This is a genomic window from Mesorhizobium sp. M4B.F.Ca.ET.089.01.1.1, from assembly GCF_004022605.1.
In the GTDB taxonomy this organism is placed as follows: Bacteria; Pseudomonadota; Alphaproteobacteria; order Rhizobiales; family Rhizobiaceae; genus Mesorhizobium; species Mesorhizobium abyssinicae.
In genome coordinates, this window is sequence record NZ_RZOS01000136.1 from 1 (window position 1) to 13145 (window position 13145).

Genomic DNA, 13145 nt, shown 5'->3' on the forward strand with positions numbered 1-13145 from the left:
GTCGACCCCGGTGCGCCGGATCTTCTGGAACGGACCGGATGTCGCCTGCGTCACCGATCGCGGCACCGTTCGCGCCAGGGCGGTCATCGTCACCGCCTCGCCGGCGGTGCTCGCCTTCGAGGAGATCGCCTTCTCGCCGGCCCTTCCCGACGCGCATTTTTCCGCCTTCTTCGATCTGCCGATGGGCATGCTGACCAAACTGCCGGTCGAGGTGAGCGCAACCAGGCTTGGCCTGCAGCCCTTTGACGACCTGCTGATCGAGCGGCTGGCCAGGCACGATATCTATTTCCTCTGCTTTCCCTTCGACCTCGATCTGATGGTCGGCTTCGTCGGCGGCGACTTCGCCTGGGAGATGTCGGCGGCCGGCGAGGCGGCGGGCATCGACTTCGTCGTCGACCGGCTGTGCGACATTTTCGGCGCCGACACCCGCAAGCATGTCGGGCGCGCCATGATGACCAACTGGGGCGGCGAGCGTTACGTGCGCGGTGCCTATGCCGCGGCGCGGCCCGGGCGGTCGGAGGCGCGCGCCACGCTGATGCAGCCGGTGGCGGACAAGATCTTCTTCGCCGGCGAGCATCTGGCGGGACCGCTGATCCAGACCTGCGGCGGCGCCCGGCTGTCGGGCGAGAGCGTGGCGCGGCAGGTGGCGGCCGTGCTTGCGGCCAAATAGCGCTGGAACGCCTGGTCGCGACCGGGCGTTTGGGTGGGGCGCGATCCCGCCCTATATGCTGGCGCTGATGGGTTTGAGTGCAAGATGAAGCTGTTCGACTGCCCGCATTGCGGCCACCGCCTCTATTTCGAGAACGCCCAGTGCCTGAACTGCGCCAGCCTCGTGCTTTACGATCCGCAGCTGTCGCGTTTCACGCTGTCGGACGTTGATGGCGCCTACCACTGCACCAATGCCGACGAATGCGCCTGCAACTGGCGGACGGAGCCAGGCCAGGCCTTTTGCCGCGCCTGCTCGTTGAACCAGCTCATTCCGAACCTGTCCGTCGACGGCAACCGCCGGCGGTGGATCCGCGTCGAGGCTGCCAAGAAACGCGCCATCTATTCGCTGCTCGCCTTCGGCCTGCCGGTCGCGCCCAAGCAGTGCCCCGGCGACGAGGCCGGCCTTGCCTTCGATTTCCTTGCCGATCCGATCGGCGGCGGCCCCGGCGGCGAGCGCATCCTCACCGGCCACGACAATGGCCTGATCACGCTCAACGTCGCCGAGGCGGATTCGGCCGAACGCGAGCGCCGGCGTGTCGCGATGGGCGAGAACTATCGCACGCTGCTCGGCCATTTCCGCCACGAGCTCGGCCATTATTATTGGGACCGGCTGATCCGTGACGACCCGCAAAGGCTTGCCGCTTTCCGCGCCCTGTTCGGCGACGAGCGCGCCGGCTACGAACAGGCGCTGACGGCCTACTATGCCAATGGCGCGGCGCCGGACTGGCAGCAGGCTCACATCTCGGCCTATGCAACGTCGCATCCATGGGAGGATTGGGCCGAGACCTTCGCGCACTATCTGCACATCACCGACACGCTGGAGATGGTGCATGCGCTGAACTTTCCGCTCGGCCGGCTGGAGACGGTCGATGCCGACGCCCTGCCGCGCGGCGACACCGGCGGCGAGCTGCTGGCGGCGCCCGCCGAGCCAAGGAACGAACCCGAGCCTTTCGAAAGGATCCTTGACCGCTGGCTGGTGCTGTCGGAAGCATCCAACTCGATCAACCGCTGCATGGGCCTGCCCGACCTCTACCCCTTCGTCATCTCGGGCGTGACGGCGCATAAGCTCGGCTTCGTCCATGCACTGCTGGCCGGCCTGCCGCAAGAAAACGGAACAATTCGTGAGCCGGCAGAAGCATTTTAGCCGGAACGCATAAGGCTCGGCTTCGTTTTCGTCCGCGAGGGAGCATGAAAACGGAGTGAAATCCATGAAAACCTTACTGTTTCCCGCCATCGCTGGAGCGCTCGTCGCCATGTCGGGTGCGGCCCTGGCCGAGACCGCGGTTTCGGCCGTCACAGACCTTAATGTGCGCGCCGGTCCCGGCCCGCAATATCCGGTCATCGGCGTGCTGGCCGCCGGCCAGTCGGCGACGCTCCAGGGCTGTATCGCCAACAGCAAATGGTGCACCATCGCCGAGGCCAACGGCCAGGGCTGGGTCTATTCCGACTATGTGACGGCCGATTTCGGCGGCAACGCGGTCGTGCTGACACGGCGCCCGGCGGATGCCGGCATTGCCGTCGTCGAGGCGCCGACCGACGAACTCTACTCGGACAGCTATACCGGCGCCATCGTGTCGGGCGACGAGCCACTCGATCCGATCGCGCGGCCGCCGGCCGAAGTCGGCACCTATGTCAGCACGCACCGGCTCGATCCGGTCTATCTCGACGGCGAGGTGGTGACCGGCGCGACCCTGCCCGACAGCGTCGAGCTGCGCGAAATCCCCGATTACGACTACCGCTATGTCTATGTGAACAACCAGCCGGCGCTGGTCGATCCCGGCACGCGGCGCATCGTCTACGTCATGCGCTGACAAATGCCGACAGCAAGCGGCCGCATGACGGCGGCCGCTTGCCCCTCTTCACAGATGCGAAACCACGAGCCCAAACCGTGGCGAGGATGATTGCGCGCAAAGCGCCGATCCCATAGATCAGGCGGACCCGGACGCGTTCGGCGCTTGCGTTCGGCTGAGGGAAACCGCGTGATCATCGACAAAGCCGCGTTCGAGCGCTACCGGCGCTCGCCGAACGCCAGGACAACCCCGCTCCGCCTCCTGTTTGGAACCGCCATCGTCGTGCTGTTCTGGATGGCGACGACCCTGGCGGTGCTGCTCGGCGGCACCTATGCCTTTGTCGTCTGGCGGGTTTCGACCGGCGCCGGCCCGGCAGCCGGTGGCCCGGTCCAGGACTTCCTGGCTTCGCCCGAGGGCATCCTCACCGCCCTGGTCTCCTTCGCCGGCATCTGGATCGGCCTCTGGTTTGCCATGCGCTTCGTGCATCGCGAGCCGCTGGCGGCGCTGATCGGGGACAGCAGCCGCGTTTCCTGGCCGGGCTTCCTCAAGGGCCTGATCGCGGTGCTGATCACCTCGCTACTCTCCGAAATCCTGCTTTACTGGTTGCAGCCCGAGATCGCGCGCGGCGCGATCGGCCCGTCGACCTGGCTGCTTTTCCTGGTCCCGATTGTGCTGCTCGCATTGCTGCAGACCTCGTCCGAGGAGGCGCTGTTTCGCGGCTATCTCCTGCGCGGCCTCGCCAACCGGTTCAGCAACCCGCTGATCTGGGCAGGGCTGCCGCTGCTGCTGTTCAGCGCGCTGCACTGGAGCGCGAGCTCGACGCTCGCCATCAATGCCTGCGTGCTGGTCTCGATCGCCAGCTTCGCGCTGGTGCTGACGCTTCTGGTCTACGCCACCGGCAATCTGGGCGTGGCATTCGGCGCCCATCTCGGCAACAATCTGACCGGCTTCCTGCTGATCTCGCATCAGGAAAGCTACAATTCCTTCGCCCTGTTCAACGCCAGGCCGCTGGAGGGTCCCGGTTGGACCGGGATCGATGCGGTCCTCATCGCGGCGATCGGCATCGTCAGCAGCCTGCTGACGGCAGTGCTTCTGCTGCACCCGCGCTCGCCGCTAAGGGTCAGGCCGGCCTGATGCGCGTCACGCTGGTGGTGGAAGGGGCGATCCCCTGCAAAGGCTATGGTGGCACGGAACGCCAGGTCGACTGGCTGGCGACGGAACTGGCGCGGCTCGGGCACAGGGTGGTCCTCATCGCCGCGCCCGGCTCCAGCCATCCGCTTTGCGAGGTGCGGCCGGCGGCGTCGCGGGCCGAGTGCCGCGCTGCCATCCCCCAGGATACCGACATCGTCCATTTCAACGGCCGGTATATCGAGGTGCCCTTTGCGACCCTCAACACCGAGCACGGTTTTTCGCCGCAGTCCCCGAGGTTGCACCCGAACTGGAGCTTCGTCAGCGCCAGCCACGCCCGCAACCACGGCCGCGAGACCTTCGTCCATAACGGCTTTCCGGTCGACGAGTACCGGCTCGCGGCGACAAAGAGCGACCGCCTACTGTTCCTCGCCGGCATCGCCCGCGCCGGCAAGAACCTCAACCGCGCCGTCGACCTTGCCAAGGCATTCGATTTCGCGCTCGACATTGCCGGCGGCTCGCGCTGGCGCCTGCTGACGCGCAGCCAGGTGCGGCGCCAGGGCGTCTTCTTCAAGAGCCTTGGCGGCCGCTATCGCTTTCACGGCATCGTCGGCGGCGACGAGAAACTGCGCCTGCTAGGCGAGGCAAAAGCCTTCCTCAATCCGATCGCCTGGGAAGAGCCGTTCGGCATGGCGCCTGTCGAGGCGATGCTGTGCGGAACGCCGGTGCTGACGACATCGCGCGGCGCCCTGCCTGAGATCGTCGACGCCGACACCGGGCGCCTTTTCGACACGGATGCCGAGTTCGCGCAGGCTTTCGTCAATATCGCCGCGCTTTCACCCCAACGGTGCCGCGAGTCCGCCGCAGACCGGTTTCCCATGTCGAGGACAGCAAAGGGCTATCTCGACCTCTATGCGCGCATCCTCGACGGCGAAAGCCTGCCCTGAGAACGTGCCGCGCGCGACGTTTTGGCCGTTGAACCGGCCTCAGCCTTGACTCAGCGGGCGATTTCCTGTCTAGAGCAGCACGAATTCCGCGACGAGTTTCCCTCGCGAAGCCGACCAGGACGCCGAAACCTCTTTGAGGCAGAAGCTGTAAAGAGATCCTGGAGGCCAACACCCGGCAGCGCAATGCGCCCCCGGGTGCTTTTTGGCTTTGGGCTTTGCTTGGCGACCCGGCGCGAACGCACTACCTCTCGGTCGAACCCACCGAGATCAAGGACCGCAGATGTTTGAATCCCTTCAGGAGCGTCTTGGCTCCATCCTGAATGGCCTGACGGGCCGCGGCGCGCTGTCCGAAGCGGATGTCTCGGCGGCGTTGCGCGAGGTGCGCCGCGCGTTGCTCGAGGCCGACGTGGCGCTGGAAGTGGTGCGTTCCTTCACCGACAGGGTGCGTGAGAAGGCCGTTGGCGCCGCGGTGCTGAAGTCGATCAAGCCCGGCCAGATGGTCGTCAAGATCGTCCATGACGAGTTGGTCGAGATGCTGGGCGCCGAAGGCGTAGCCGTCGATCTCAACGCGCCGGCGCCCGTCGTCGTCATGATGGTCGGCTTGCAGGGCTCCGGCAAGACGACGACCTCGGCCAAGATCGCCAAGCGCCTGACCGAGCGCCAGAACAAGAAGGTCCTGATGGCTTCGCTCGACACGCGGCGCCCTGCCGCGCAGGAGCAGTTGCGCCAGCTCGGCGAGCAGACCAAGGTCGCCACGCTGCCGATCATCGCCGGCCAGAGCCCGGTCGACATCGCCCGGCGCGCCGTGCAGGCCGCCAAGCTCGGCGGCCACGACGTCGTCATCCTCGACACCGCCGGCCGCACCCATATCGACGAGCCGCTGATGGTCGAGATGGCCGACATCAAGAAGGTGTCGTCGCCGCACGAGATCCTGTTGGTCGCCGATTCGCTGACCGGTCAGGACGCCGTCAACCTGGCGAAAAGCTTCGACGAGCGCGTCGGCATCACCGGCCTGGTGCTGACCCGCATGGACGGCGACGGCCGCGGCGGCGCGGCGCTCTCGATGCGCGCAGTCACCGGCAAGCCGATCAAGCTGATCGGCACCGGCGAAAAGATGGACGGGTTGGAGGAATTCCACCCCAAGCGCATCGCCGACCGCATCCTCGGCATGGGCGACATCGTCAGCCTGGTCGAGAAGGCCGCCGAGAACATCGACGCCGAGCAGGCGGCGGCGATGGCCAGGAAGATGCAGTCGGGCAAGTTCGACCTCAACGACCTCGCCCAGCAGCTTCAGCAGATGTCGAAAATGGGCGGCATGGGCGGCATCATGGGCATGATGCCCGGCATGGGCAAGATGAAGGACCAGATGGCCGCGGCCGGCCTCGACGACAGGATGTTCGGCCGTCAGCTTGCCATCATCTCCTCGATGACCAAGGCCGAGCGCGCCAATCCAGACATCCTCAAGCACTCGCGCAAGAAGCGCATCGCCGCCGGCTCCGGCACCGACGCGGCCGAGATCAACAAGCTGTTGAAGATGCATCGCGGCATGGCCGACATGATGAAGGCGATGGGCGGCAAGGGCAAAGGCGGTGGCCTGATGCGCGGCATGATGGGCGGCCTCGCCTCGAAGATGGGCCTTGGCGGCATGATGCCGGGCGGCCCCGGAGGCCTAATGGGCGGCGGTATGCCTGACCTCTCCAAGATGGACCCCAAGCAGCTCGAAGCCCTGCAGAAGCAGGCGCAGGCGGCCGGTCTCGGCAAGGGCCTACCGGGCGGCTTGCCCGGCGGTCTTCCCGGCGGCGGCCTGCCTGGTCTTCCCGGCGGCATGAAGCTGCCCGGCCTTCCTGGCCTCGGTGGCGGCGGCCTGCCGGGCCTTGGCAAGAAGAAGTGAGGGCACCATGAACGAAGACAAGGACATGGCCGACGCTCGCAACATCCTGGCCGGCTACCGCGCATCGATCGACAATATCGACGCGGCCCTCATCCACATGCTGGCCGAGCGCTTCCGCTGCACCAAGGCGGTGGGCGTGCTGAAGGCCGAGCATGGCCTGCCGCCGGCCGATCCGGCGCGCGAGCAGCAGCAGATCGCCCGCCTTCGCCAACTGGCGAAGGATGCGCATCTCGATCCCGATTTCGCGGAAAAATTCCTCAACTTCGTCGTCCGCGAAGTGATCCGTCATCACGAACAGATCGCCGCATCCAACGGCGTGACGAAAACCGGTTGAAACCCAACCCAGACCATCAAACGAAATCAGAGCTTTTTAGGAGAAAACAATGGCACTGAAGATCAGACTGGCCCGCGCGGGCTCGAAGAAGCGTCCTTACTACCACGTCGTCGTCGCCGACGCGCGTTCGCCGCGCGACGGCCGTTTCATCGAGTCGCTCGGCTCGTGGAACCCGCTGCTGCCGAAGGACGGCGAGCGCGTCAAGGTTGACGCCGAGCGCGTCAAGCACTGGCTCTCGCACGGCGCCCAGCCCACCGACCGCGTTCTGCGCTTCCTCGACGAGGCCGGCCTCGCCAAGCGCCCCGCCCGCTCGAACCCGCAGAAGGCCGAGCCAGGCAAGAAGGCGCAGGAGCGCGCCGCCCTGCTGAAGAAGGCGCAGGAAGATGCCGCCGCCGCTGTCGCGGCGGCAGCCGCCGCGCCGGCCGAGGCGGAAGCCGCCACGGCCGAGTAATCCGGCCCGAATCGGTTAACGAAAACGGCGGGCTTTGCCCGCCGTTCTTGTTTCAGGCGTCCCGGGAGGGATCAGTAGCCTTGCGGGCAACGGGCGATGTAGACGCGCCCGTAGCGATCGCGGTAGCGGCAGCGGTCCGGTTCGCTGGCACGACCGATCAGCGCGCCCGCGACGGCGCCGACAGCACCACCGACCACAGCGCCTTCCACCGGGTCATTTGCCACGGCGGCACCTACGGCCGCGCCGCCCAGGCCGCCGACTGCGGCACCCTTTTCCGTCTGCGAGCAGGCACCGAGTGCCGTCGCCAACGCCAGGATGATCATCGCTTTCTTCATTGTCGTTCCTCTCACACGCCGTCCTCGCCGCCATCCCGTTAACTCTCGGACGGCTAATTTGATCCCGAGGACATCGAAGATTGCCGATGCCAGCGCCGGCGCAGGGCTCCTCACCTCACCTGGATGCCATTGAAATTATTATCGTTTCACCGTTCGGTCACGCGCTTCAGATTGCCGAGCCCGGTCTCGAAATCCTTGCCGATCAGCGTGTCGAAATTCATGAACAGGCCCATCAGCTTGGCGACGAACGGCCGGCCGCCGCGCATCGCCCAGGTGACCGTCGTGGTTTCGCCGGACGGCGTCAGGGTGAAGTCGACTATGTTGCTGGCCCGAAACGGCTTCTCGAAATCGAGCTTCAGCGCCACCAGCGACGACGGAACCGAGCTGGTGATCTCCATCCGCCCGACGCCTGCCTTGCCGTTGCCTTCCCAGGCATAGGCGGCGCCCTTGCCGCTTTCGGCGCCGGACAGCGTGCGCTTCATGTCCGGGTCGAGTTTTTCGTAAGGCGACCATTCGGGCCAGCGCCTGAAGTCGTTGATCAGTGGAAAGATCGCTTCCGACGGCGCCGCGATGCTGGCCGAGCGGCTGACGACGAAATCGTTCGGCCGGGTCGCGGCATAGATGAGCACGGCGGCGATTATGACCAGGATGATGACGACGGCTGTAAGCATTGTGCCTATCCTTCCAATGGCTTAGCGGGTGAACGAAAGCAGGGCGCGCACCCTCGGGTCGCGCAGGAACAGACCGCCCCACAGGATGATGCCGAGATAGACGCCGAACAGTATGTGCGAGAACAGTGGGCTGCCGATGCGCACATGGGTGGCGATGGCGCCACCCATATAGGCGGTGAGCAGGATGGCCCCGAGCACCGAAGTGCGCGGCAGCGCATAGAGCGCGGTCGAGACCAGCCCGATGACGCCGAGCAGGCGCGCGGAATTGGGATCGGCTGGCCAGCCGAGCTGCGTCATGGTCTGGGTGACGATATCCATGGGCGGCAGCTTGATGACGCCGTCGAAGATCATGAACAGCACGATGATGGCGCTGAGCGCGCGGCCGGTCCACTGGGCGCCCGACAAGACGGGCGCGGTTTGCGTAATGCTCATTGACGTTCCCTCCTGGGATCCTGGGCGCTGGCCATCTTTGCCAGGGCTCGAACCAAGGACGCCGGACAGGTCGACGGTCCGACACGTCCCGGTATCTTTTTCGCAAACGGCGCGCGGGCGCGCGTGATCACACCCTCGTTCAGAGTGTCTTGAGATAGGCTTCCAGCCGCGCGTAGCTCGCCATGACCATCTGGCCGAAGCCCATCTTCACCGCCATGTCGCGGGCAGCGATCGAATTGGCGCGGATGCTGGCGACGATCCGCGTCTTGCCGCCGGCATCCTCGAACAGGATGGTCGTCACCATGTTGGGCGGCGGCAGGGTGTCCTGCCACTGGCCGCGGTCGAGTGGCGCGTCGCGATAGACGATCCGCTCTGGCGGAGCGATTTCCAGATAGACGCTGTTGGTCGGATACTCGCTGCCGTCGGCAAAGCGCATGGTCAGGCGGAATTGCCCGCCCGGCCGCACATCCATCTCGCAGACCGGATAGGTCGAGCCTTCCGGTCCCCAGAACCGCACCAGATGGTATGGATCGGTGAACAGCTTGAACATCAGCGCGCGAGGCGCATCGAAGGTCCGGGTGATGATGATCACCGGGTCATCGGATGGTGTGTCGATGCTCTGATCCGTCACGTTTCCCTCTCTGGATTGTGCTGCCGCGCGTCGGTCGCAAACTGGTTAGCCGGCTTCAATTTCGACCTCCGCCGGGCTCACCGGCCTGCAGACCCTGCAGATAGGTCTCCAGCCGGTCGAAGCGGGCGTCCCACAGCGCGCGATAGGACTCCAGCCACTCGTCGATCTCGCGCAATGGTTCCGGCTGCAAGCGGCGCGGCCGAAACTGGGCGTCGCGGCCGCGCGCGACCAGACCGGCGCGCTCGAGCACCTTGAGGTGCTTCGACACCGCCGGAAAGCTCATGGCAAACGGCTCGGCCAGCTGCGTAACCGAGGCCTCGCCGAGCGCCAGCCGCGCCAGGATGGCGCGTCGGGTCGGATCGGCAAGGGCCGCGAGGGTCAGGCTGAGGCTATCGGTCGTCATATTTATTGAACCAGATGGTTATATAACCTTTTGGTTCTATACGAGAGGCCGCCGGCCGAGTCAAGCGGCGCGGTATCGAGGGGGAATGCGGGCAGCGCCCCATCCGGATCGCAAACCGGACGGCAAGGCTCCTGGTGGCCTCAGGAGAAGTAGAACCGTTCGGCCGGGATCATCTTCGGCGCCGGCTCGCCGAGCGCCTCGAACACCGAGATTTCGCAGACGCGGCAAAGGCCATCGAGCGCAAGGTCGTTGGGCTGGGTGCCGAAGGGATCCTCGAGCTCCTCCGACAGCGCGTCGAGGCCGAAGAAGGTATAGGCGATGAGCGCCGTGAACAACGGCGTCGCCCAGCCGGCGGGCGCGGCCAGCCCGAACGGCAGCAGCAGGCAGAAGACGTAGGCGGTGCGCTGCAGGAGCAGCGTGTAGGCGAAGGGCAACGGCGTTCCGGCGATGCGCTCGCAGCCGGCCTGCGCCGCGGCGATCTCCGACAGGCGCTCGTCGAGGATGAGGTAGCCGATCGTATCGATGGCGCCGGACTTGCGCAGCCCGGCAACGCGCGCGCCCATGCGGCGCAGCATGGCGTCGGGGGCATTGACGGCCTTGGCCACGGCTTCGACCTCATCACCGATGAAGCCGCGCGCGTCCGGCGCGGCGTCCACCCGCCTGAGCGACCCGCGCAGGAAATGGCAGAACGCGATCGCCTCCATCAACAGGCCGCGCAGCTCGGCCCGGTCATCGATCAGGCCGGTCGAGGCGCGCGCCAGGTTGCGGATGTCGAAGACGAGCTGGCCCCACAGCTTGCGCGCCTCCCACCAGCGGTCGTAGGCGGCGTTGTTGCGGAAGCCGAGATAGATCGACAGCGCCACGCCGAGCAGCGCGAAGGGTGCCGTGCCGGCATTGCCGAAGTCGAGCTTGAGGGCTTTTACGACCAGCAGCACAAGCGCGCCATAGGCGGCAAAGCCGAAGATCTGCGGCAGGATGCGCGGCACTACCGAGCCGCGCATGATGAAGAACAGATGCAGGAAGCGCGGACGCGGGCGGACGATCATCAAAACCCCCAGACGGACCGGTTGCGATCCCGAGGCCCTATTGTGCTATGCACCGGCAAAGCAAGCTCGGCCGCCAGCGACATTTCCGTGTCGCCCGGGTTGGCGCTACCGGTGCTCATCCGGCCGGTCTAATGACGAGGGCGAGCCCGCGAGACTGGCGACCGCGCGCCGCCCGAGGGAGGAAAGATGACCGGCGAAACCGATCTGCAAAAATTGTTGGCGTCGATGACACCGCACCTGCTTCCCGATGTCCACGTCTTCGCGACGCTGGCGCCGGGCGCGGCCATGCCGGATGGCCTCGTTCCGGTCATGAGCTTTCGCGAGCAGGAAGGCCTTACGCTGATCGCGAAGGAGGACCAGGCGAGAGCGGCCGGCATCGACGGCATCTTCCGCTGCCGGATGATCACGCTGAACATCCACTCTTCGCTGGAAGCCGTCGGCTTCCTCGCCGCCATCACCACGCGCCTGGCCGCCGCCGGCATGGGCGTCAATCCGGTCTCGGCCTTTTACCACGACCATCTGTTCGTCCCGGCGGATCGGGCGGAGGAGGCGATGGTGCTGTTGATGGAATTGGCGGAGCAAAATCGGTTGTGACGCCGGCTCTCCGCCGCCTGCTTGAGATGCCGGTGCCGCCCCTCATCCCCCTGCCGGGACCTTCTCCCCGTGAACGGGGAGAAGGAAGCTACCCGGCCGAAGGCCGAGCCCGCGACTGCGGGCCGCCGGTCGTCCGGCGCCCCCGCGGAGGGCCCGCCGCGTCAGCGGCGGTGCGGCCCGTGAGCGAGATTAGGCCGCCTTCTTCTTCGGCTGGATCAGGCCGCGCTCGACCAAAAGCTCGGCGATCTGCACGGCGTTGAGCGCCGCGCCCTTGCGCAGATTGTCGGAGACGATCCACATCGACAGGCCGTTGTCGATGGTCGAATCCTCGCGGATGCGCGAGATGAAGGTGGCGTCCTCGCCGGCCGATTCCAGCGGCGTGATGTAGCCACCATTCTCGCGCTTGTCCAAGACCTGGCAGCCCGGCGCCTCGCGCAGGATCTCGCGCGCCTCGTCCGCCGTGATCGGCTTCTCGAACTCGATGTTGACCGCTTCCGAATGGCCGATGAACACCGGCACGCGCACGCAGGTCGCCGTCAGCTTGATCTTGGGGTCGAGCATCTTCTTGGTCTCGGCCACCATCTTCCACTCTTCCTTGGTGAAGCCGTCGTCGAGGAAGACGTCGATATGCGGAATGACGTTGAAGGCGATGCGCTTGGTGAACTTCTTGACGTCGACCTGGTCGGCGACGAAGACCGCCCGGGTCTGCGTGAACAGCTCGTCCATGCCTTCCTTGCCGGCGCCGGACACCGACTGGTAGGTGGCCACGACGATGCGCTTGATGGTCGCCGCGTCATGCAGCGGCTTCATCGCCACCACCAGCTGCGCCGTCGAGCAGTTCGGATTGGCGATGATGTTCTTGCGCGAGAACTGCTCGACCGCGTCCGGGTTCACTTCCGGCACGATCAGCGGCACCTCCGGGTCGTAGCGGAAGGCAGACGAATTATCGATGACGACGCAGCCCTGCTTGCCGATCTTCGGCGACCATTCCTTGGAGACGTTGCCGCCGGCCGACATGATGCAGAGGTCGGTGTCGGAAAAGTCGTAGGTGTCGAGCGCCTTGACCTTCAGCGTGCGGTCGCCGAAGGACACTTCGGTGCCCTGGCTGCGCCGCGAGGCCAGCGCCACGACTTCGCTTACCGGAAAGCCGCGCTCGTCCAGAATGTTGAGCATTTCGCGGCCCACATTGCCCGTGGCGCCGACTACCGCAACCTTGAAACTCATAAAGATCTCCTGTCCCTCTCCGCTTGGTTGTTGGAGAAAACCCGCCGGCCTCATGCGGGTTCCGTCCCCCGGGCCGAACCCGGGAGAGGGTGGTTAGGCCAAGGGAATCACACCGTTTTGGTGGTGGTTTTGGCCGTAGTTTTGCTGGAACGAGCAGGCGCGCCGAGGCGCCCGGCCCGATGCTGAGCATCGTGGCTGGGGGCATCGAAGGCAAGAAGAGCCGTCAGAAGGCCGCGCATCGAAGACAATCCCGTTCGAAGCGGGCTTTTACGCGGTTTGGTAAAAGAGTCAATTGGCGGCAGCGCTCTCCCTTCTCCCCGTCACTTTATGGGGAGAAGGTGCCCGAAGGGCGGATGAGGGCGGCGCTGACTTCGACAGCTGGCTCGTCCGGAAGTAAGGACCGGCGCCTCGCCCCTTTCCCTACTCAGCGTTGGCGCTGCCCCTCACCTGCCTGCCGGCATCCTTGTAACTTGTCCCTTGCCGACTCTGCTATTGCAGCAGGTGCGGTGGCGGACGAGAGACCGGAGCATCTTTGGGCCTTGAAGCCCGTGGGAGAGCGA

At 65.9% G+C, this 13145-nt stretch carries 16 protein-coding genes; 9 read left to right on the plus strand and 7 right to left on the minus strand.

Annotation, left to right across the window (positions count from 1 at the left end):
- The 8 genes from EN780_RS15175 to rpsP all read left to right on the plus strand — a co-directional run.
- Positions 1–670 (plus strand): FAD-dependent oxidoreductase (locus EN780_RS15175; RefSeq protein WP_145970993.1); only part of this gene is annotated, 670 nt, incomplete at its 5' end.
- 84 nt (positions 671–754) lie between these two features.
- Positions 755–1852: a putative zinc-binding metallopeptidase gene (locus EN780_RS15180; protein WP_127391858.1), complete on the plus strand. Its 1098-nt coding sequence runs from the start codon at positions 755–757 to the stop codon at positions 1850–1852.
- Positions 1853–1916: 64 nt separating this feature from the next.
- Positions 1917–2519 carry a DUF1236 domain-containing protein gene (locus EN780_RS15185; protein ID WP_127283959.1) on the plus strand — a complete coding sequence of 201 codons (603 nt, stop codon included), beginning with the start codon at positions 1917–1919 and terminating at the stop codon, positions 2517–2519.
- Positions 2520–2687: 168 nt separating this feature from the next.
- Positions 2688–3632, plus strand: a complete 945-nt coding sequence (locus EN780_RS15190) for a type II CAAX endopeptidase family protein (RefSeq protein WP_127391859.1) — start codon at positions 2688–2690, stop codon at positions 3630–3632.
- Positions 3632–4573: a glycosyltransferase gene (locus EN780_RS15195; RefSeq protein WP_127391860.1), complete on the plus strand. Its 942-nt coding sequence runs from the start codon at positions 3632–3634 to the stop codon at positions 4571–4573. Before EN780_RS15190 ends, EN780_RS15195 begins: the two co-directional genes overlap by 1 nt.
- Positions 4574–4853: 280 nt before the next feature.
- Positions 4854–6464 (plus strand): signal recognition particle protein, encoded by a 1611-nt coding sequence (gene ffh, locus EN780_RS15200; protein WP_127283956.1) that lies wholly within the window; start codon positions 4854–4856, stop codon positions 6462–6464.
- 7 nt (positions 6465–6471) lie between these two features.
- The gene (locus tag EN780_RS15205) at positions 6472–6798 is read left to right on the plus strand and encodes a chorismate mutase (protein ID WP_127283955.1); all 327 of its coding nucleotides are present in this window, start codon (positions 6472–6474) and stop codon (positions 6796–6798) included.
- Between the two features lie 49 nt (positions 6799–6847).
- Positions 6848–7249, plus strand: coding sequence for a 30S ribosomal protein S16 (gene rpsP, locus EN780_RS15210; RefSeq protein WP_127283954.1), 402 nt, complete (start codon positions 6848–6850; stop codon positions 7247–7249).
- Positions 7250–7320: 71 nt separating this feature from the next.
- Here rpsP and EN780_RS15215 read toward each other — a convergent pair whose 3' ends face one another.
- The 6 genes from EN780_RS15215 to EN780_RS15240 form a co-directional block, all read right to left on the minus strand.
- On the minus strand, positions 7321–7584 hold the full coding sequence (locus EN780_RS15215) for a glycine zipper domain-containing protein (protein WP_126086823.1): 264 nt from the start codon (positions 7582–7584) through the stop codon (positions 7321–7323).
- Positions 7585–7730: 146 nt separating this feature from the next.
- Positions 7731–8255: an SRPBCC family protein gene (locus EN780_RS15220; RefSeq protein ID WP_127391861.1), complete on the minus strand. Its 525-nt coding sequence runs from the start codon at positions 8253–8255 to the stop codon at positions 7731–7733.
- 21 nt (positions 8256–8276) lie between these two features.
- Complete coding sequence (locus tag EN780_RS15225) at positions 8277–8687, minus strand: DoxX family protein (protein WP_127391862.1); 411 nt, start codon at positions 8685–8687, stop codon at positions 8277–8279.
- A gap of 139 nt (positions 8688–8826) precedes the next feature.
- Complete coding sequence (locus tag EN780_RS15230) at positions 8827–9318, minus strand: SRPBCC domain-containing protein (RefSeq protein ID WP_127391863.1); 492 nt, start codon at positions 9316–9318, stop codon at positions 8827–8829.
- A 55-nt stretch (positions 9319–9373) separates the two neighbouring features.
- The gene (locus EN780_RS15235) at positions 9374–9721 is read right to left on the minus strand and encodes a metalloregulator ArsR/SmtB family transcription factor (RefSeq protein WP_127283949.1); all 348 of its coding nucleotides are present in this window, start codon (positions 9719–9721) and stop codon (positions 9374–9376) included.
- Between the two features lie 140 nt (positions 9722–9861).
- Positions 9862–10767: a bestrophin family ion channel gene (locus tag EN780_RS15240; RefSeq protein WP_128274550.1), complete on the minus strand. Its 906-nt coding sequence runs from the start codon at positions 10765–10767 to the stop codon at positions 9862–9864.
- Positions 10768–10953: 186 nt separating this feature from the next.
- On the opposite strand from EN780_RS15240, the gene EN780_RS15245 reads away from it, so the two are divergent.
- Complete coding sequence (locus tag EN780_RS15245; RefSeq protein ID WP_127391865.1) at positions 10954–11361, plus strand: ACT domain-containing protein; 408 nt, start codon at positions 10954–10956, stop codon at positions 11359–11361.
- A gap of 189 nt (positions 11362–11550) precedes the next feature.
- Here the strand turns inward: EN780_RS15245 and EN780_RS15250 are convergent, their stop codons facing one another.
- Positions 11551–12585, minus strand: coding sequence for an aspartate-semialdehyde dehydrogenase (locus tag EN780_RS15250; RefSeq protein ID WP_127283946.1), 1035 nt, complete (start codon positions 12583–12585; stop codon positions 11551–11553).
- Positions 12586–13145 lie beyond the last annotated feature (560 nt).